The sequence below is a fragment of the Pantoea osteomyelitidis genome, from assembly GCF_044342975.1.
Lineage (GTDB): Bacteria > Pseudomonadota > Gammaproteobacteria > Enterobacterales > Enterobacteriaceae > Pantoea > Pantoea osteomyelitidis.
The window spans coordinates 84619-102604 of sequence record NZ_JBGFSN010000004.1 but is presented as its reverse complement, the minus strand read 5'-3'; the positions used below and the strand labels follow the sequence as shown (position 1 = coordinate 102604).

Genomic DNA, 17986 nt, shown 5'->3' with positions numbered 1-17986 from the left:
GAAGCGGGGCGATGGCGCGCTACTCCTGCTTGTCCTGCTCCACATGCAGCGGCTGCGCCAGGGCGATTTTTGGCCGACGATAAAACCGTCGCAGCAACAGCACGTTGAACAGCACCACCAGCGCGGTGGCGAAAAAGACCCAGCGATAGCCCGCCAGCGTCGCCACCGCCGCGCCCAGCAGCGGGCCGGTGACGTTGCCCAGGTACATAAAGGATTGGTTGTAGCCGAAAATCCGACCGGTAATATTATCCGCGGAATGGCGCACCAGCAAGGTCTGTACCGCAGGCATCATGGCGCCATCGGCAAAGCCCAGCAGAAAGCGTAAAACGCCCAGCTGCGTGGCGCTGGTGACAAAGGACATGGCGATAAACAGCACCACCGAAACCACCATCGTCGCCAGCAAAATACGCTGGGTGCCGATACGATCGCCTAAACGTCCCAGCCGGGGCGCGGCAATCAGCGCGGAAATGCCCGGCAGCGCCGCGATAAAGCCGCTGAGGAACGCGAGATTTTCCGCGTTAGGCGCCAGTTCGCGCACAAAGAGCGTCAGAATCGGGTTAACCGAGCCGTTGCACATTTGAATCACCAGCGTGGTGATAAACAGACAGAGCATCAGCCTGGGATTATCCAGCGAACGGAACACCTCGCGCCCGCTCAGCCTCTGCTGTTTGCTTACCGCTTTGTAGCCGCTCTCTTTGATCAGGAACAGCGTCACCAGAAAGCTGATCAGCAGCAGCGCGGCCGTGACGATAAATACCAGCCGCAGGCCCAGCCAGTCCGCCAGCAGACCCCCGAGCATCGGGCCGAGGATCACGCCGCTGATCTGCCCGGTAGAGACGCAGCTCAGCGCCCAGCCGCTGCGTTCGCGCGGCACCTGCGCCGCCACCAGCGCCATCGCGTTGGGAATGTAGCCCGACGTCAGCCCCATCAGAGCGCGCAGCAGCAGCAGTTGCCACGCCTCGGTGACAAAAGCTTGCATCAGAATCACCGCGCCCATGCCAAAAGAGGCACGCAACAGCATCAGCTTGCGTCCTTTGCGATCCGCCAGACTGCCCCAAAGCGGCGCTACCGCAGCTGAAACCACAAAGGTGACGCTGAAAATCAGCCCTGACCACAGGCTCAGTGCCTCGGCGCCTTTTACGCCAAGCGACTCCACGTAAAGCGGGAGAAAAGGAATGATCTGGCTGATCGCCAGGCCAGTGAAAAAACAGCCAAACCAGACCGAAATCAGGTTTATTTTCCAGGATTCGAGGTTGCGCGGCATGGATAACAGGAAGGTAGTTCATCGAGAGGCCAGTCTAACCATCCCTTAACATCCCTGGACGGCAAAACATGGCACGGCGATCAAAACACACTTTTCCGCTGCGAATCCTCTTTCAGGATGGAACAAATAGCAGCGCGTGCCGCTTTTGTAGTGGCTTTATGTCGAGAAACAACCGCTTTTCCGCGTCACTATTGCTAAATAAGTGATAGCTGCAAAAAAGATGTCATTCTGTTACTGACTTTTTTTCAACGGAGATCTATGTTTAAAAAACAACCAGCACCTGCTGATTACAATCCGGCCGTCCTGGCCTGAGCCATTAACCATCACTCTTTATCGTGTTGCTGCGGACCGTTCGAAATGCGAGCGCAGACGTTTTTGCGGAGGAAAACCATGAGAGCGCAAACCAACAGTGCCAGTCGGGCGATTACTGACTATTTCAATAGTCCGGCCTGGAGCGCGCCGCAGGAGTCCGATCTGCTGGCGGCGATTATGCGTGAACTGATGGCATCCGGTCAGCCAACCACCAATAAAGCGATTGTCGCCCGCGTCATAGAGCAGCTGGAAATGGAAGGCGACGAGAAGCGTCTGCAAAGTTATCGCAACCTGCTGGCGCAATTGATCGAAGCCCGTCCTCAGGATGAAAAATAAACCGCTGTTTTTTCACCGTCGCCCGCGTTAAAAAAATTCCCGCCGCAGCGGGAATAAACAAGACGAGCATTGCATATTTGAGAGTGACGAGGAAATCACCGTAATGCCTGGCTATCCTCGCCTCCGGCCATGACAGCCCTATGACAATCTCGTGTGATTTTCGCGATTTATCCGCAATAGACTTTGCTGATACTGCCGCTCTTGTCGGCAAGGAAATTCAGACGATGCAAATTGAAATCCATGGTGACCGCCGCGTTCCAGGGAATGGCGCGCACCGGGGTGGCAAAGCGCTGGCTGCCCAGGGAAGAGAGCGGTTTGCCGACATAGTTCTGATATTGAGACGCACCGCAGGTATCCGCAGCGGAATCCTGCGTCGTGGTGTCCGGGGCCGGTTTACTGGCGGATTGACAAGCCGTTAAGGTAAAAAAGCCCGCAATCAGCAGCAGATATCCATAAGGTTTCACATTGTTCTCCTCTCGTACAGATAAAGCCTGAGAGTAGCAAAGTGTGCCCGCAGGATAAGATTTTTTCTCTCCGTCGGGTTACGATCGCTAAGGGTTAAGCAGCGATCCCGATCACACTTTGTCAGATAAACCACACGATTTGTGCAGTGAGCATTCAGCGATAAGTTAAAATTATTTTAGATTAATCTGAGGTAATCATGATGGAACTGGTAATTTTTATCGGCTTTGCCGTGCTGATGACCTTCGTGGCCGTTAAAATCCGCTAAGCCCGATCCTTGTTGCATGTATCCAGAAGCGCACTGAACTCGGTTAAGGGTATCGGCCGCCCGAGAAAGTAGCCTTGTCCTTCTTCGCAGGAGAGTCGCTTTAACTGATCCAGCTGCGCTTCTGTTTCGATGCCTTCCGCCGTCACGGTTAACGCGAAGGCGCGCGCCAGCCCGATAATCCCCGCCACCACCGACTGCGCCTGCTGCGATTCAGGAAAATCTTTCATCCATGAGCGATCGATCTTCAGGCCGTTAAACGGGAAAATTTTCAAATACCCCAGCGCGGCATAGCCGGTGCCAAAATCATCCACCGTCAAGCGCACGCCGAGCGCGCGCAGCCCCTGCATAATCATCAGCGCCCGCTGCGGATTCTCAAAGGTGACGTTTTCCGTGATCTCCAGCTCAAGCCGCGTGGCTGGCAAACCGGTTTTCTCCAGCGCCACGGAGACGCGCTGCACCAGATCCAGCGAGCGAAACTCCACCGGCGAGATATTCACGGAGACATAGAGATCGTCGCCCCAGGCGAGCGCATCGCCGCAGGCGCGCATCAGCACCCAGTCGCTGATGAGCGTAATCAAACCGTTCTCCTCCGCCAGCGGGATAAAACGATCGGGGGTGATCCAGGCCTCCGGCGCGGGCTGCCAGCGGATCAGCGCTTCCGCTCCGGCCAGCTGCCCGCTCTGCAACTGATAGCGCGGCTGATAGTGCAGGCGAAACTCCTCGTTTTTTAACGCCTGCTCAATGCGCTGCGCCATGTTGCGCTTATCTTCAAGCTGATTTGACATCTCATTGGAATAACAGATCCACTGATTGCGCCCCGCCTGTTTGGCTTTATAGAGCGCGATGTCCGCCAGACAGAGCAGCTCATCCGGCTGCGTACCGTCCTGCGGCGCGCAGGCGATGCCCATACTGGCGCCGACAAACAGCTGCTGCGATCCCACCACGATTGGCTGCCGCACTTCGCGCAGCAGCTGCGCGCAGCGTCGTTCAACGCCTGCGCAATCCGGCTCGCTAAGGATCAGGATAAACTCGTCGCCGCCGACGCGCGCTACCAGCTCATGATCCCGCACGCAGTGCTGCAAACGCTGCGAGATCAAATTCAGCACCGCATCGCCCGCCGCATGACCCCAGGTATCGTTGATCGGTTTAAACTGATCGAGATCGAGGCTGATCATCACCAGCGGATCCTCGGGACAAAGATGTTCCAGACGTCCGGCAAGAAACTCCTGCAGCCGCATGCGGTTGGGCAAGCCTGTCAGCATATCGTGCCGCGAGAGAAACTGAATGCGCGCCTGGGCTTCAACTTCCTGAGTGATATCCGTCACGGTGCCGCGAAAACCCTCCAGCTGGCCACTGCGCCATACCGCCTTCGCCGCCAGACGACAGATACGCCGTTCGCCCTGCGCCGACGTGAACTGACAGCGCAGCGGCGAGCGGTGCTCCTCTTTGCCGTGGTGCGTCAACCACTCCACCACCGAATGCGCGTTGTGGCTCAGCAGATGATCGAGATGGCGACCCAGCCACTGTTTTCCGTCATAGCCGGTGACGTCGTTAAAGCGCACCGACAGATAGCTGATCCTGCCCTGCGCGTCGGTTTCCCAAATCCAGTCTGAGGCCGCCTCCGCCACATCGCGAAAGCGATTTTCACTGTCCACCAGCTCGCTCTGGCTGTACATCAGCAGGTCGAAGCGGCGATCGGAAAGCACCGCATTGTGCATGGCGTGACGGATTACGCGCCGCGTCACCAGCGTGATAATGATCGCCGTCACCATCAGCAGCGGCAGCAGAAAAAAGATCAGGTGCCTGCCCGGCTGCTTCGCCAGCCAGCGGATCACGATCGGTTCGCCAGCGCCGTTCACGATCCTTAAGCGCGGCGATGCTTCTGCATCCTGCGCATTCAGCGGCGAACGCGGCTCGCGCACATCCAGCTCTTTGCCCAGCGCGCTGAGCTTGGCGGGGGTAAACAGGTTAATAAACACCATGACCGAAGGCGGACCCGCAACCTTTGGCAGATCGGGCACGCTGCCGGGGGTAATGGGCGCCGCAACCACAATCGCCGGCAGATTATTAACCAGCATGTTGCGCGCTACCGCATCCTGATGATGGGCGCGCGCCGCCGCTAACAGCGATCGGCTCTGCTTGCCGAGCCAGGATTCCAGCGGCAGATCGGAAAGCGTGCCGTTAAGCACCGCATAGCGGGTATGGCCTGCGCCATCCACCACGAAAACCCCTTCGTAGTGATATTCGCTGTAGAGACCCGGTCCAAAATTCTCTTCGGTAAAAGCCCAGTTTTTATTCACTGTGACATGCAGGTTATTCCAGGCCTCCCCCCAAAAGGCGTAGTCGCGAATATCGGTCAGCATCGCCTGCTGGCGCGCCTGCCAGGCGTGGCGCATCAGCATGACGTCATGCCTGACCGATTTATGGTTCTGCTGCTGCGCAACCACGATCACGATCACCAGCATCAGCAGCAGTACCCCGAACAGCAGCAACGAAAGGGTGCGCAGGCTGCGTTGCGTAATACGTACGGTCTGGGCCTCCGCGGCGGCGGGGAAAACAAAGCGGGTTTCGGGAGGAGAATTCATCGGCTTAGCTCATCTGCAAATCACACTGACGCGTCGGGCGATAATCCATGCCGCAAGCGGCAGAGCTTCACCCTGAAATCGTTTTCAGTGTTATCGGCGCGCCGCTGCGTGTATTTAGTGCTGATCGCTTTCTGAACGTAAAGAAATGTCTTGTCAGCTCACTCGACAGCGATAATTGCCGTTGCTACTATGCGCTAACCTTCGCTGGCTGAGCCGACTATGAACACCAATTCCGACAGAGTGACGTTGACGCTGTTTTATGTCGGCAGCTTTGTGGTTTATTACCTTGTGACCATGCTGATTACGCTGTTTCCCAACTACGGCGTGCTGCGTAACGACGGTCTGCTGGTGCCGGTGCTCTGCCTGTTTGAATTCGCGGTGATCTATCCGCTCTACCGCTTCTACTGCCAGCGTCGTAACGATATTCCTCTCAACATACTGCGTCCCGGTCAGACCCTGCTGTTTATCGGCGCGCTGTTTATTCTGATGGCGGCGCAGACGCAGTTTTCGCAGCCGGAAGGCTGGCTGGTTGAACAGGCGCAGCAGGGACGCGCCTCAATGCTGATACTGTTGTTGACAGCGGTGCTGCTGGCACCGGTGTTTGAAGAGGTGTTGTTTCGTGGATTTTTGCTACAGGGTTTTCTGCTCTGGGCGCCGAACAGCCGCTTCGCCTGCATGCTGCTGACCTCGCTGCTGTTTGCCGTGATGCATACGCAATATGTGCACTGGCAAACCATCATCGCGCTGACGCTCTTTTCTCTGCTGCTCTGCTATGCCCGTCTGAAAAGCAACGGCCTGGCGCTGCCGGTGTTCCTGCATACGCTGAATAACCTGATCGCGCTGCTGCCCGCCTGGTATTACGCCTGAAGGTGAAGCAATAACGGGACAGCAATGGTCCCGTTATGCTGAATCGGTCAGGAGATAACCGAGTCGGTGGACTTTTTCTGCTTTTCCGCTTCGAAATGGTTTTTGAACTGCTCGTAGATAGAGATCATATTGGCAGCGTCACCCTGTAGCGGGCTGAGCTTACCGGCGCGGACCAGCTCAATAACCAGCTGAAGGGCTGCCTGTTTCGGGCTGCTTGAAGGATGGGCAATTTCGTTCGACATAGACATTTCACTCATCAAATAAAACAAAGGTTAACAAGTTTAGCCTGGCGGGCGCGAGAAGTTTATCTTTCCCGTCGCGTTATGCGCAGCGTGATAAAAAACGCGGTCCCGCGCCTCTTCGCCGCACAAAGCTCAGGCTGATAACCCCATTCCGTTTCGTTTGACTATAATTGGTCTTAAAGAAGGACGCGAAAGCAGGAAAGTCCGCCAGCCCGAGAGCGTGGACAGGAGCCAAAAAATGCTGATAGGTTTTGTGTTATTAGTGAGCGCGTGCGGTCACGATGCCTGCGATGCCCTTCCGGTATCAGAGAAGATATATCCGACAAAAGCGGCCTGCGAAACCATGGCCGATCGCATTTACAAGGTGCGCCCGAACGTGGTGCTGATTTGTGGTGAAGTACATCGTTGATTCGCCTGCCCGGCGCAGAAAAAGCGGTCATAAAGTTGCAACCTGGCGTCATAACGTTCAAAATATAAGCTGTTTTTCACGTTCATCGTTGTGAATCCCATGAAAACATCAAAACCTCGTCGCCCTCACGGACGCTGGGTCTATTACATTTTGTATGACGGCATCCTCTGGCCCTGCCCGGTGCGCTGGGAGTGGGAAAGCGGCTACGGCGGCTGGCTGCCTTTCTACTATTCGCCGACGTTTGAATTCGTCGCGGGCGATCCTGGCAAAGCGTATCGCATTGCGCGTAGCGATGTACGCGCACGCGCGCGTGAAAATGAATACGCCTGAGCGACCCGGAAAAAGTTAAACAGGGCTAACTGACTTTCAGGCCCAAATCATGGCGGCCCAGCGAATCAGCAGCAACGCGCCGCAGATACCGAGGAATACCAGTATCATCTTCCAGGTATTTCTTGCAGCCCGATATCTCGCCACGGCATTGCTCTCCGCACCAACGAAAAGATGCGCCTGGCGGCGCATCGGATACCAGGCAGGCAGCGAGCCTGACCGGCTTGTCGCGTCGGGACGCATCGCCCCACGCGTCGATATCAGCTTTCCAGTTTGTAATCCAGGGTAATCTCAGCGTTGAGCAGCTGAGAAACCGGACAGCCCGCTTTCGCCTTGTTGATGATCTCATCAAAGGTCATGGTGTCGATATCAGATACGTTGACGGTGCTGGTCAGCGCCACTTTGGTAATGGCAAAACCTTCGCCTTTTTTATCCAGCGACACGTCCGCCGTGGTATCTATGCTGTTGGCCTTGAAGCCTTCCTGACCCAGCATCAGCGACAGCGCCATCGAGAAGCAGGCCGCATGCGCCGCGCCGATCAGCTCCTCGGGATTTGTACCTTTTTCCCCTTCGAAACGCGTATTAAAACCGTACGGCTGCTGGTTCAACACGCCGCTTTCGGTGCTGACGGTGCCTTTACCTTTAATATCGCCTTCCCAATGTGCCGAGCCTTTCTTATGAATGGTCATTTAATACCTCCTGCATGTCAAAGAGAGAGGATAAGTATAGACAACGTCAGCGAAAGAAGGCGCTCAGCTTACCGCACGCGGGCGCAACGGCTGTTGCGCCTCCTGTAACGCGGTGGCCGTCTGCACCAGCAGATCGGGCGTGATATCGGCAATGGTTCTGGCGCCGGTCAGGGTCATCGCCACCCGCATCTCTTTTTCAATCAGGCTCAGCAGGTTTTCCACGCCGCGCTGCCCGTGCGTCGCCAACGCATAGAGAAAGGCGCGTCCCAGCAGGACGGTATCGGCACCCAGCGCAATCATGCGCACCACGTCAAGGCCGTTGCGGATACCGCTATCCGCCAGAATGGCGATCTCGCCCTTCACCGCGTCGGCAATCGCTGGCAGCACGCGCGCTGAAGAGAGCACGCCATCCAGCTGACGCCCGCCGTGGTTGGACACCACAATGCCGTCAGCACCAAAACGCACCGCGTCGCGCGCATCTTCCGCGTCAAGAATGCCTTTGATTACCATCGGGCCATCCCAGAACTCGCGGATCCACTCCAGATCTTTCCAGGATATGGAGGGATCGAAGTTGTTCGCCAGCCAGCCGATGTAATCTTCCAGCCCGGTGGGTTTGCCAAGATAGGTGGAAATATTGCCCAGATCGTGCGGTCGGCCATGCAGCCCGACATCCCACGCCCATTGCGGATGGGTAATCGCCTGTAAGTAACGACGCATCGCGGCGTTGGCACCGCTCATACCGGAGTGCGCGTCGCGATAACGCGCCCCGGGTGTGGGCATATCCACGGTAAAAACCAGCGTCGAGCAGCCTGCCGCTTTGGCGCGTTCCAGCGCGTTACGCATAAAACCGCGATCGCGCAATACATAGAGCTGAAACCACATCGGACGATTGATGGCCGGGGCCACTTCCTCAATCGGACAAACCGACACCGTGGAGAGCGTAAAAGGAATGCCCTTCAATGCCGCCGCCCGCGCCGCCTGCACTTCCCCGCGACGGGCATACATGCCGCACAGACCCACCGGCGCCAGCGCCACCGGCATAGCGAGGGTTTCATTAAACAGTTTGGTTTCCAGACTCAAATCAGACATGTTCTTCAGCACACGCTGACGCAGCGCTACCTGAGAAAGATCTTCCACGTTACGCTTTAGCGTATATTCGGCGTAGGCGCCGCCGTCGATATAGTGAAACAGGAACGGCGGCAGAATGCGCTGTGCTGCGGCGCGGTAGTCGCTTGCGGCTGAAATGATCATCAATGGTTATCCTTGCTGTTATCGGAATCATTACCCGGCAGGCGTGTGATGCGCGCCTGCCGCGCTTCATCTTCATGCAGGGTTTTCATCGTGGCGTGCACAAACCCCAAATGGTCCATCGCCGCAGCGCGCGCCTGCGCGGCCTCCCCTGTCAGTATCGCCTGTAGCAGTATGTGATGTTGCTCCGTCAGTCGGGCGAAAATCACCGGCCTGATATACATACGCTGACGGCTCTGCATCACGGACGATTGCAGCAGATCGAAAAAGCCGCGCATGGTTTGCAGCAGCACCAGATTGTGCGAGGCTTCAGCAATGGCGAGGTGAAAGCGCACGTCCGCCTGCGCGGCAAGATCGGGATCGTCGCTCTCTTTAAGCTTTAGCGTGGCGTCGAAGGCGTATTGCAGCTTCTCTTTATCCGCTTCGGTGGCGCGCAGCGCGGCATACCATGCGGTGCTGGCTTCAATGGCATGGCGCGCTTCCAGTATGTCGTAGCGATAATCGGGATCCTCCGCCAGCAGCAGGCGGAGCGGCTGCACGATGCGCTGCTCCGACCAGGGTTCAATCTGCTGACGCACCCAGGTTCCCCCGCCGCGTCGGCTCACCAGCACGCCCGCGCTGATCAGCTGCTGTAGCGCTTCACGCAGCGAGGAGCGCGACACACCCAGCTCTGCGGCCAGCTGCCGTTCAGCAGGCAGACGCATGCCCGCTTCCAGTTTTTGCTCGTTGATAAAAGCTTTCAGCCGTACAGCCAGACGATCGGCGAGACGGTAATGCGGTTCTGTCATGAAATCACCCGGATGCCCTTGCTGATTGGTCCTACCAAATTTCGGGCGCCGGACCTTATGGCATCAGATAGTTAATCTGTTGTTAACTCATTGCAACAGAGCAGTCGGGATAATTTGTGTTATGTGATTGAGGGATAAATTTACGCGCAATTGGTAGGACCAAAATCTGCGCCTTAGGGTGTCGTCGCGATCAAAAAAGCCTCCGGAAGGAGGCTTTCGTGGCGTGTTATCAGGGTCGGCATCGGCCGTGCTATCACCCCGTATCGATTACGCGATATCAGAAGACATCATTTCAATCGCCAGCGCGTAAAGCCGCTGGGTCTCGTCACTGGAAGGTTCTTTTTCTGCATAACATCTAATCATAGAGACAACTTTATCCGCAGTTAACGTCTCGCCGTGAACATGCAAGGTCAACACGGCACGGCCTACGATTTTCAGTACGTCTTCATTTGATCCCTGGTTAATAGTACTCAAATAATTTACCTCTGGGCGGGTAGTTCTGGTGCATAACTGGCACGAACAATATAAAGCAAAACTAACTCAAATTTTACCTTGTCATGGCATAGCTTGGTTTGCGGTTTCAGGTACGCCATCTCGCTTCGGTTTCAGAATTTGCTCATCACCCAAGCGATCAAATTTTAACCGAAATTGCCTGACGAAAGTAACCTCATTTTCGTTTTGAGTCCATTTTCATTCAGCATGACACCCGGCGCGCTTTTTATTCTGCGTACCGTGACAGGAAGGTCTTTTACGCCTTTTCAGCCTGCGCGAACATCCTCAACTATACTCAAATCGCATTGAATTAAGGGAAACAGACGCAACGGACCGTTATTTTTACGCTGGCGTTGACGCCAGCCTCATATCAGGAGAACCGCTATGACTTCACGCCCCACTCCGCCGCAGCCAGAACAGCAGCAGACGCCGCCCGGCTCGTTTTTTGATATGGATCCGGTGCCCGACCATGGCGAAAACAGCTATAAAGGCTCCGGTCGCCTGCAGGGTAAAAAGGCGATTATTACCGGAGGCGATTCCGGTATTGGCCGTGCGGTGGCGATCGCCTACGCTCGTGAAGGCGCAGATGTGCTGATTTCCTACCTGAACGAGCATGAAGATGCGAAAGATACTGCGCGCCTGGTCGAAAAAGCGGGACAGAAAGCGTTGCTGGTTGAGGGCGATATTACTGATGCCGCGCACTGTCGGGATATTGTGCAGCAGGCGGTAGATGCCTTTGGTCAAATCGATATCGTGGTGAACAATGCTGCCTTTCAGATGGTGCGCGAGTCGCTGGATGAAATCAGCGACGAAGAGTTCGACCGCACGATGAAAACCAATATCTATGCGATGTTCCATATCTGCAAAGCGGCGGTGCCGCATATGCCGGCCGGCGGGGCGATTATCAGCACCGCCTCGATCAACGCCGATCAGCCCAAGCCTAAGCTGCTCGCCTACTCCGCCACCAAAGCGGCGATTATTAATTTCTCCGGCAGCCTGGCGGCGTTACTGGCGGAAAAAGGCATCCGTTCCAATGTGGTCGCCCCTGGCCCGATCTGGACGCCGCTGATCCCGGCCACCATGCCCGCCGAACAGGTTAAAAACCTCGGCAGCGAAGTGCCGATTCAGCGCGTAGGCCAACCGGCTGAACTGGCTCCGGCTTATGTGTTGCTTGCCAGCGATGAAGGCAGCTATATGTCCGGCTCTACCCTGGCAGTCACCGGCGGCGTCGCCTTTATCTGACCACAGACGGCGTCGACCTCCGGCGCCGTTTTTATTCAGCGAATGTCCTGCTCATCGTCATCGTTCAGCTCATGCAACAAAATTTCACGCGCGGGCGCGCTGTCGAGCCGATCGCCATACTGCTTACTGAGATCCGGCAGGCTGGTAAATTGACCGTCGAGGAACAGAAAAGAGAGATGTTTCTCTACATCCTGCAGCATCGCCTGTGCCGATTCGCTCACGTCGCCCTGCTCATCGTTGCCGTCCAGCTGCCAGTGATATTTCCCTTGCTGCTGCGTGGCGCCACCAATATCCACAAGATGGCCGTCAATGTTCTGCACCAGCAGGCGTTCATCACAATAGAACAGGTTATAGGGCATCAGATCCCGGTTGTTTTCTGACATGGTTCCTCCAGGGTGCGATTAATGAAAAGTGAAATAATGCCGCATAACGCGCGGCGTTTCGGAGATGAAGAGTCAGGCTTTAAAACCAGTGCAGGTAGTGGCGCATGCCGTAAATCACCCAGAAGATGGCGTTGGCCGCTAAATAAGCCCAGCATCCCCAATAGGCCACCGGTTCGCGCTGCGTTCTGAGCTTCGGCAGAAACGCCAGTAAATAACCGGCAGAAGCGATCAGTGAAACGAAATAGAAAAACTTCATCTCTTCCTCCTGAATAAAAAAGTCTTTTTACCTTGTTCAGAATAGACAGAATTTTTCGCCTCTACCTTATTTCATAACAAAACCATCCCGTCGGAAAACTATTGTTTCCCGCTGCGCTTCGGCGATCGGGCAAATTTTTTCCCGCTGGGTTACTGGCTGATTTAGCGATTATTAGGTAGCTGAGAGCCTTATTGCTTCTCTCTGCGAACTGGCAGAATCGATGAGTTTTCTCTATACCCAGTTAATAACAACACAGACCACCTCACCTTTTCGGGAGCGCTATGACACAACCTGACCGAGAGCAGCAGAGCGACCATCCCGAATTCACGACCACGTTTGTTTTGCTGCTGGTTTCCGTTGCGGGGCTCGCGGATGCCGCGCTCTATCTGCACAGCAAAGAGCTGCTGGCGGTCTATATGACCGGCAATACCAGCAAGCTGGCGCAGTTTATCCAGCAGGGAAACGTGCAAAAAGTGCTGCCGTTGCTGACGCTGATCCTCGCTTTTCTCGCCAGCACCACTTTTGCCGCCTGGCTCGGCAATCGGCTGGGCCGCTGGCGCGCGCCGGTGCTGCTGTTGCTGGTGGCCGGTTTACTCGGCATCGCCTGGCCTGCCAGCGACGCTGAATATCCGCTGGGGATGGTAGTTGCTATTGCGTTGGGTATGGGCACGCTGAATCAGATCAGCGCCAGCGAGCCGGGCGTCACCTTTATCACGGGCACGCTGGTAAAGCTGGGACGCCAGCTCGCCAGCGGCGAGTTCAGTCTCGCCCTGCCGCTGGCGCTGCGCTGGCTGGTCTGGCTGATCGCTGCTTTTATCGGTGCCCTGCTGGATCATCGCTATCCGCAACACCTGCTGCTTTTCATTGCGCTCTGGTGTCTGCTGCTCGCGGGATCGCATTTGCTGCTACGTAAATTCCGTGCTTTTGCGCCCTCTCAACATTAACCACAAGGAAGCTATCATGTCTGATGAAAAACCGACCTTTTCCTGCCGCGGCCCCGGCACGCCCGCAGGCCCGCTGTTGCCGGTTGGCGCAAAACGCGAAGCGCCGCACGATATCGATCTCGGCAGCGTGTCGCAGGGCAAGGTTGATTTTGAGAACTGGAAAGGCGCAGCCGATCGACCTGAGCCGTCGCCGCCCGCCCCGCTCGCGCCGGAAAAGCGTCTCGGCATTGCCATCGTTGGGCTGGGCCGTCTGGCACTGAATCAGATTCTGCCCGCGTTTAGCCAGAGCAAGCTGGCGCGCCCGGTGGCGCTGGTTTCTGACCGGCCGGAAAAAGCGCAGGCGGTGGCGCAGCAGTACGGCATCGATCCCTCGGCGATCTATCGCTATGACGAGATGGCGCGCATGGCGGAAAATCCGACCATCGATGCCGTCTATATTGTGACGCCAAACGGCATGCACCGCGATCACGTCGTCGCGGCGGCGAAGGCGGGCAAACATGTGCTGTGTGAAAAGCCGATGGCTAACACCGCCGATGAAGCGCGCGAAATGATCGCGGCCTGCAAAGCGGCAAAGGTAAAGCTGATGATCGCCTACCGCTGCCAGTATGAGTTGTTCAATCTGGAGGTTGCACGCCTGACCCAGTCTGGCGAGCTGGGTCAGGCGCGCATCATCGAAGCGACCAACACCCAGGTGCAGGGACCGGGCGACCAATGGCGCATGCGCGCGGCGCTCTCTGGCGGCGGCGCCCTGCCTGATATCGGTCTCTACTGCCTGAACGGCGTGCGTACCCTGCTCGGCGAAGAACCGATTGAGGTTTACGCGCAGATTATCAATCCCGACAACGATCCGCGCTATCGCGAGGTGGAAGAGACCATCTCTTTCAGCCTGCGCTTTGCTTCCGGCACCATCGCCAACTGTGTCAGCAGCTACGGCGCGCATGAATGCAAAGATATGCAGATTCGTCTGGAGAAAGGCTGGATTGCACTGGAGAACGCTTTCGCCTATCAGGGGCAGCGTCTGCGTATCGCCCAGCGTCACGGCGAGGGCGAAGAGGTCAACGAAGTGCGGCTGTCGCCGAAAAATCAATTTACTTTGGAGATTGACCATTTCGCACAGTGCGTGCTGAAAGATGAAACGCCCCACACGCCTGGTGAGGAGGGTTTACAGGATCATCTGCTGATGGAGGCGATTTACCGCTCGGCGCGCGAAGGAATGCCGGTGAAGATCGATCTGGTTTCTGCTCATCCGCCAGTGTCGGCAGCGGCGCGTCAATCGTAGCGAACCTAAACGATATTACGGCGCGGGCGCAGGCCAGTGCCGTAATGCCGACATTCTGCTAGACTATGCGCCGCAAACCCGCCTGATTAGAGAATTTTCCCGTGACCGCTTTTTCTACCTTGACGCAACTCCCTGCCAGCCAGCTCGATAACCTGCGCGAAATGGGCTTCGATGCCATGACGCCGATTCAGGCTGCGGCATTACCCACGATTCTTGCAGGCCGCGACGTTCGCGCCCAGGCGAAAACCGGCAGCGGGAAAACGGCCGCATTTGGACTTGGTGTGCTGCAGCAGATCGACAATGCGCTTTATCAAACTCAGGCGCTGGTGCTTTGTCCCACGCGTGAGCTGGCCGATCAGGTCAGCAACGAACTGCGTCGTCTGGCGCGTTTTACGCGCAATATTAAAATTCTTACGCTGTGCGGCGGCCAGCCGATCTCCGCGCAACGCGACTCGCTGGTGCATGCGCCGCAGATTGTGGTTGGCACGCCGGGTCGTATTCTCGATCACCTGAAGCGCGAATCGCTGGATCTTTCCGGGCTGCGGACGCTGGTGCTGGATGAGGCGGACCGCATGCTGGAGATGGGATTCCGTGACGATATAGAAACCATTGTCGGCTATACGCCGGAGAGCCGCCAGACGCTGCTCTTCTCCGCCACCTGGCCGCAGGGCATTATCGCTATCAGCGAGCGTTTCCAGCGCGACGCCTGCGCCATCACCACCGAAGAGGTCACGGAACTGCCGTCCATTGAGCAGCATTTCTTTGAAGCCTCCAGCCGCGAAAAGCTGCCGCTGCTGATGGCCCTGCTCAGCCAGCGTCAGCCTGCCTCCTGCGTGGTGTTCTGCAATACCAAACGCGAGTGCGATGATATTGCCGCCGCGCTGGAGGAGAGCCAGATCAGCGCGCTGCCGCTGCATGGCGATCTGGAACAGCGCGACCGCGACCGCGTGCTGATCCGCTTTGCCAACGGCAGCTGCCGCGTGCTGGTGGCGACTGACGTTGCCGCGCGCGGGCTGGATATCAAGGCGCTGGCGATGGTGGTCAACTTTCAGCTTTCGTACGATCCGGAAGTGCACGTGCATCGCATCGGACGCACCGCGCGCGCCGGTGAACAGGGCACCGCCGTCAGCTTTGTTGCGCCGGATGAGATGGCGCGCGCCCACGCGCTGGAAGACTATTTGCAGAAGCCGCTGCCATGGCAAGCCAGCGACACGCTGAAAAAGCAGGCGCAGAAGGCATTGCCTGCCGCGATGATGACGTTGTGTATTGATGGCGGGCGCAAGGCAAAAATACGTCCCGGCGATATTCTCGGCGCCCTGACCGGCGAGGCGGGCTTCAGCGCTGAACAGATCGGCAAGATCGATCTGACGCCGACGCACGCCTATGTGGCGATTGCCGCCAGCCAGGCGAAGGCCGCGCTGATTAAGCTGAAGCAGGGAAAAATCAAAGGCAAAAGCTGCCGGGCGATATTGCTGAAGTAACAGGATGAGCGGAGGGATAATGATGGCGAGGCATCAGGAGATGCCTCGCGGGTCGGTTAGGGCTCTTCCATGCGTTTTACGTGAAGCATCGTGTTGTCGCCTTTACCGCTGACGTTGCCGCTCAGGCGCACCAGATCCTGCGCATCATATTCTTTGCCGTCGAACACCGCTTTCGGCGCCATGATGATAATGGTGCCGGTTTTATCGCGGAACTGGTAACGATCTCCGCTCTCTTTCTTAATGATGTTGCCTTCCAGCGTCACCCAGGCATTTTCCCGGCTATCCCGAATACCAGCAATGGTTGACTGGCCGGTATCCTCCGATCCTTTATAACCGGCGTCCTGTTTCGCTGGCGGCGGCGGCGCCTCTCCCGCTTTAAATCCGCCTTCATCGGCGGCAAGGGCGCTGAAGCTTAACAGGGCTGAGAGTGCAAGTAGCGTGACTTTCTTCATTGATAAGGCTCCTTATAACTGAAGATGCTATCCAATCTGTAATCCACACCTGTAATCCTGGCACATGACGGAAAAAACAGGAGAGGATTCGCTTAGCGCTTGTTTCAATTCGGACCAGGTAACATTCCTGCCGCCTGATATGGCTGGCTCTTCTACACTTAATGAATCATTGTGGAAAAGAGGGAGAAAACGATGTCTGAACGTCCAGATCACAACAAGCCCTACCCGGACGACAACGAAAAGCACGGATTACCGGAAGATGCGCCCAACGCGCCAAATCCTTATGAAGAGGATGATTTGGGCGCAGGCGATATGGGTAATGGCGAAGGGGAAATTCCCAGAAAACGGGATGACAGTGAAGATGATGAAAAGGATCCCTGGCAGGCCAAATAATCCTGTCACAGCGGCAATACGGCGCGATCCTTTTTCGCTCAGGCCCATGAAACGGGCCTGAGTTCTGCGATAACAATGCCTGCTTGCCCTGCCGCACTCTGCGGCGATGAAAAAACTTCCTCCTGCCCTGCTATAAAAATCTCCATTTTTGTTTTTTGTTGCCGATAACCACTCAACGAGAAAACAGATACGCATGGCAAAGCGCGAGACGGCTAACGTTTCTCACGTCCTGTCCTGAAACCGATCACCCGCTGCCCGGCTCAACACTTAGAGGCAAACATGGATAACTTTCAAAAAGAGATTGATGAGAGAGCTAATCTCGCTTTATCAAATAAGTTTGAGCTTTTGCTGTTCCGGCTGGGATCCGATCAGGACAAAGGCAAGTCGGAGCTGTATGGCATTAACGTCTTTAAGCTGCGTGAAATCGTTCCGATGCCGCCCATTACGCGCGCAGCCGGTATGCGCTCGCCGCTGCTGGGTATGGCCAGTATTCGCGGGCAGTTTATTCCGGTGATCGATCTGCCGGCGGTAACAGGCTGTACGCCGACCACCGGCCTGAACCTGCTGTTAGTAACGGAATATGCGCGCAGCACTCAGGCTTTTGCCGTGGAATCGGTTGAAAACATCGTACGCCTCGACTGGAGCCAGGTGCATACCGCAGAAGCGGGCATCAGCAGCCGCAACATTACCAGTATCGCCCGTCTTGACAGCGATCAGCAGGACAACGAACTGGCGCTGGTACTGGATGTCGAGCAGATTTTATATGACATCATTCCTTCCGTGCGCGGCGTGGAACCTGACGCGGTTAAAGAGAAAAGCTTCAACCTCAAGCCCGGCACCGTGGCGATCGTGGCGGAAGATTCCCGCGTTGCCCGTTCGCTGCTTGAGCAAGGGCTGAAAAGCATGGGGATCCCGGCCTTGATGTTTACTACCGGCCTGGAAGCCTGGGATCACATCAAAAAAATGGCGCAGGAGGCGCAGAATGAAGGCAAATCGATTACCGATAAAATCGCGCTGGTGTTGACCGATCTGGAAATGCCAGAGATGGATGGCTTTACCCTGACGCGTAACATCAAGCGTGACGACAAGCTGAAAAAGATTCCGGTGGTGATCCACTCATCGCTTTCCGGCAGCGCCAACGAAGATCATGTGCGCAAGGTTGGCGCGGATGGCTATGTCGCCAAGTTTGAAATCAACGAGCTGTCGTCTGTGATTCACAGCGTGCTGGAGCACGCCGCCTCTTAAATCGCCTGACGTCAGGACAACG

At 56.4% G+C, this 17986-nt stretch carries 22 protein-coding genes; 10 read left to right on the top strand and 12 right to left on the bottom strand.

Going from position 1 to position 17986, the window contains the following annotated elements:
• Positions 1 to 19: 19 nt before the first annotated feature.
• Entirely contained in the window at positions 20 to 1264 is a 1245-nt protein-coding gene (locus tag ABU178_RS05390; protein ID WP_397212730.1) for a multidrug efflux MFS transporter, read from the bottom strand.
• Between the two features lie 390 nt (positions 1265 to 1654).
• Between ABU178_RS05390 and ABU178_RS05385 the strand changes: the two genes are divergently transcribed.
• The gene (locus tag ABU178_RS05385) at positions 1655 to 1912 is read left to right on the top strand and encodes a biofilm development regulator YmgB/AriR family protein (protein WP_397212728.1); all 258 of its coding nucleotides are present in this window, start codon (positions 1655 to 1657) and stop codon (positions 1910 to 1912) included.
• Between the two features lie 167 nt (positions 1913 to 2079).
• On the opposite strand, the gene ABU178_RS05380 is transcribed toward ABU178_RS05385, so the two are convergent.
• Positions 2080 to 2376, bottom strand: a complete 297-nt coding sequence (locus tag ABU178_RS05380) for an I78 family peptidase inhibitor (protein ID WP_397212726.1) — start codon at positions 2374 to 2376, stop codon at positions 2080 to 2082.
• Positions 2377 to 2638: 262 nt separating this feature from the next.
• Positions 2639 to 5227, bottom strand: coding sequence for a bifunctional diguanylate cyclase/phosphodiesterase (locus tag ABU178_RS05375; protein ID WP_397212724.1), 2589 nt, complete (start codon positions 5225 to 5227; stop codon positions 2639 to 2641).
• A gap of 219 nt (positions 5228 to 5446) precedes the next feature.
• Between ABU178_RS05375 and ABU178_RS05370 the strand changes: the two genes are divergently transcribed.
• Positions 5447 to 6094: a lysostaphin resistance A-like protein gene (locus ABU178_RS05370; protein WP_397212722.1), complete on the top strand. Its 648-nt coding sequence runs from the start codon at positions 5447 to 5449 to the stop codon at positions 6092 to 6094.
• 47 nt (positions 6095 to 6141) lie between these two features.
• Here ABU178_RS05370 and ABU178_RS05365 read toward each other — a convergent pair whose 3' ends face one another.
• On the bottom strand, positions 6142 to 6336 hold the full coding sequence (locus ABU178_RS05365) for a hypothetical protein (RefSeq protein WP_397212721.1): 195 nt from the start codon (positions 6334 to 6336) through the stop codon (positions 6142 to 6144).
• A 238-nt stretch (positions 6337 to 6574) separates the two neighbouring features.
• On the opposite strand from ABU178_RS05365, the gene ABU178_RS05360 reads away from it, so the two are divergent.
• Both ABU178_RS05360 and ABU178_RS05355 read left to right on the top strand, forming a co-directional pair.
• Entirely contained in the window at positions 6575 to 6745 is a 171-nt protein-coding gene (locus ABU178_RS05360; protein ID WP_397212719.1) for a hypothetical protein, read from the top strand.
• Between the two features lie 99 nt (positions 6746 to 6844).
• Complete coding sequence (locus ABU178_RS05355; protein WP_397212717.1) at positions 6845 to 7075, top strand: hypothetical protein; 231 nt, start codon at positions 6845 to 6847, stop codon at positions 7073 to 7075.
• Between the two features lie 36 nt (positions 7076 to 7111).
• Here the strand turns inward: ABU178_RS05355 and yniD are convergent, their stop codons facing one another.
• From yniD to ABU178_RS05330, 5 genes are all read right to left on the bottom strand, one after another.
• The gene (gene yniD / locus ABU178_RS05350) at positions 7112 to 7219 is read right to left on the bottom strand and encodes a small membrane protein YniD (protein ID WP_397215696.1); all 108 of its coding nucleotides are present in this window, start codon (positions 7217 to 7219) and stop codon (positions 7112 to 7114) included.
• 113 nt (positions 7220 to 7332) lie between these two features.
• Positions 7333 to 7761 carry an OsmC family protein gene (locus tag ABU178_RS05345; protein ID WP_397212715.1) on the bottom strand — a complete coding sequence of 143 codons (429 nt, stop codon included), beginning with the start codon at positions 7759 to 7761 and terminating at the stop codon, positions 7333 to 7335.
• Positions 7762 to 7824: 63 nt separating this feature from the next.
• Positions 7825 to 9012 (bottom strand): FMN-dependent L-lactate dehydrogenase LldD, encoded by a 1188-nt coding sequence (gene lldD / locus ABU178_RS05340; protein WP_397212713.1) that lies wholly within the window; start codon positions 9010 to 9012, stop codon positions 7825 to 7827.
• Positions 9012 to 9797: a transcriptional regulator LldR gene (gene lldR, locus ABU178_RS05335; protein ID WP_397212711.1), complete on the bottom strand. Its 786-nt coding sequence runs from the start codon at positions 9795 to 9797 to the stop codon at positions 9012 to 9014. Before lldR ends, lldD begins: the two co-directional genes overlap by 1 nt.
• A gap of 267 nt (positions 9798 to 10064) precedes the next feature.
• Entirely contained in the window at positions 10065 to 10271 is a 207-nt protein-coding gene (locus ABU178_RS05330) for a hypothetical protein (RefSeq protein ID WP_397212710.1), read from the bottom strand.
• A 402-nt stretch (positions 10272 to 10673) separates the two neighbouring features.
• Between ABU178_RS05330 and ABU178_RS05325 the strand changes: the two genes are divergently transcribed.
• Positions 10674 to 11531 (top strand): glucose 1-dehydrogenase, encoded by an 858-nt coding sequence (locus ABU178_RS05325; protein WP_397212708.1) that lies wholly within the window; start codon positions 10674 to 10676, stop codon positions 11529 to 11531.
• A gap of 35 nt (positions 11532 to 11566) precedes the next feature.
• Here the strand turns inward: ABU178_RS05325 and ABU178_RS05320 are convergent, their stop codons facing one another.
• On the bottom strand, positions 11567 to 11914 hold the full coding sequence (locus ABU178_RS05320) for a hypothetical protein (protein WP_397212706.1): 348 nt from the start codon (positions 11912 to 11914) through the stop codon (positions 11567 to 11569).
• A gap of 79 nt (positions 11915 to 11993) precedes the next feature.
• The gene (locus ABU178_RS05315) at positions 11994 to 12170 is read right to left on the bottom strand and encodes a hypothetical protein (RefSeq protein WP_397212704.1); all 177 of its coding nucleotides are present in this window, start codon (positions 12168 to 12170) and stop codon (positions 11994 to 11996) included.
• Positions 12171 to 12451: 281 nt separating this feature from the next.
• Here ABU178_RS05315 and ABU178_RS05310 point away from each other — a divergent pair, with 281 nt between their 5' ends.
• From ABU178_RS05310 to dbpA, 3 genes are all read left to right on the top strand, one after another.
• The gene (locus ABU178_RS05310) at positions 12452 to 13114 is read left to right on the top strand and encodes a DUF1275 family protein (protein ID WP_397212702.1); all 663 of its coding nucleotides are present in this window, start codon (positions 12452 to 12454) and stop codon (positions 13112 to 13114) included.
• A 16-nt stretch (positions 13115 to 13130) separates the two neighbouring features.
• Positions 13131 to 14393, top strand: a complete 1263-nt coding sequence (locus ABU178_RS05305) for a Gfo/Idh/MocA family protein (protein WP_397212700.1) — start codon at positions 13131 to 13133, stop codon at positions 14391 to 14393.
• Positions 14394 to 14494: 101 nt separating this feature from the next.
• The gene (dbpA, locus tag ABU178_RS05300) at positions 14495 to 15874 is read left to right on the top strand and encodes an ATP-dependent RNA helicase DbpA (protein ID WP_397212698.1); all 1380 of its coding nucleotides are present in this window, start codon (positions 14495 to 14497) and stop codon (positions 15872 to 15874) included.
• A 56-nt stretch (positions 15875 to 15930) separates the two neighbouring features.
• Here dbpA and ABU178_RS05295 read toward each other — a convergent pair whose 3' ends face one another.
• On the bottom strand, positions 15931 to 16326 hold the full coding sequence (locus ABU178_RS05295) for a YgiW/YdeI family stress tolerance OB fold protein (protein WP_397212697.1): 396 nt from the start codon (positions 16324 to 16326) through the stop codon (positions 15931 to 15933).
• Positions 16327 to 16518: 192 nt separating this feature from the next.
• Between ABU178_RS05295 and ABU178_RS05290 the strand changes: the two genes are divergently transcribed.
• Positions 16519 to 16719: a hypothetical protein gene (locus tag ABU178_RS05290; protein WP_397212695.1), complete on the top strand. Its 201-nt coding sequence runs from the start codon at positions 16519 to 16521 to the stop codon at positions 16717 to 16719.
• Positions 16720 to 16998: 279 nt separating this feature from the next.
• On the top strand, positions 16999 to 17964 hold the full coding sequence (locus ABU178_RS05285; RefSeq protein WP_397212693.1) for a chemotaxis protein: 966 nt from the start codon (positions 16999 to 17001) through the stop codon (positions 17962 to 17964).
• The last annotated feature ends 22 nt before the right edge of the window (positions 17965 to 17986 follow it).

Bases quoted from the DNA above. Each gene is read 5' to 3' on its own strand.
- ABU178_RS05390 (WP_397212730.1), bottom strand. From the start codon at position 1,264: ATGCCGCGCAACCTCGAATCCTGGAAAATAAACCTGATTTCGGTCTGG.
- ABU178_RS05385 (WP_397212728.1), top strand. From the start codon at position 1,655: ATGAGAGCGCAAACCAACAGTGCCAGTCGGGCGATTACTGACTATTTC.
- ABU178_RS05375 (WP_397212724.1), bottom strand. From the start codon at position 5,227: ATGAATTCTCCTCCCGAAACCCGCTTTGTTTTCCCCGCCGCCGCGGAG.
- ABU178_RS05370 (WP_397212722.1), top strand. From the start codon at position 5,447: ATGAACACCAATTCCGACAGAGTGACGTTGACGCTGTTTTATGTCGGC.
- ABU178_RS05365 (WP_397212721.1), bottom strand. From the start codon at position 6,336: ATGTCGAACGAAATTGCCCATCCTTCAAGCAGCCCGAAACAGGCAGCC.
- ABU178_RS05360 (WP_397212719.1), top strand. From the start codon at position 6,575: ATGCTGATAGGTTTTGTGTTATTAGTGAGCGCGTGCGGTCACGATGCC.
- ABU178_RS05355 (WP_397212717.1), top strand. From the start codon at position 6,845: ATGAAAACATCAAAACCTCGTCGCCCTCACGGACGCTGGGTCTATTAC.
- ABU178_RS05345 (WP_397212715.1), bottom strand. From the start codon at position 7,761: ATGACCATTCATAAGAAAGGCTCGGCACATTGGGAAGGCGATATTAAA.
- lldD (WP_397212713.1), bottom strand. From the start codon at position 9,012: ATGATCATTTCAGCCGCAAGCGACTACCGCGCCGCAGCACAGCGCATT.
- lldR (WP_397212711.1), bottom strand. From the start codon at position 9,797: ATGACAGAACCGCATTACCGTCTCGCCGATCGTCTGGCTGTACGGCTG.
- ABU178_RS05325 (WP_397212708.1), top strand. From the start codon at position 10,674: ATGACTTCACGCCCCACTCCGCCGCAGCCAGAACAGCAGCAGACGCCG.
- ABU178_RS05320 (WP_397212706.1), bottom strand. From the start codon at position 11,914: ATGTCAGAAAACAACCGGGATCTGATGCCCTATAACCTGTTCTATTGT.
- ABU178_RS05315 (WP_397212704.1), bottom strand. From the start codon at position 12,170: ATGAAGTTTTTCTATTTCGTTTCACTGATCGCTTCTGCCGGTTATTTA.
- ABU178_RS05310 (WP_397212702.1), top strand. From the start codon at position 12,452: ATGACACAACCTGACCGAGAGCAGCAGAGCGACCATCCCGAATTCACG.
- ABU178_RS05305 (WP_397212700.1), top strand. From the start codon at position 13,131: ATGTCTGATGAAAAACCGACCTTTTCCTGCCGCGGCCCCGGCACGCCC.
- ABU178_RS05295 (WP_397212697.1), bottom strand. From the start codon at position 16,326: ATGAAGAAAGTCACGCTACTTGCACTCTCAGCCCTGTTAAGCTTCAGC.
- ABU178_RS05290 (WP_397212695.1), top strand. From the start codon at position 16,519: ATGTCTGAACGTCCAGATCACAACAAGCCCTACCCGGACGACAACGAA.
- ABU178_RS05285 (WP_397212693.1), top strand. From the start codon at position 16,999: ATGGATAACTTTCAAAAAGAGATTGATGAGAGAGCTAATCTCGCTTTA.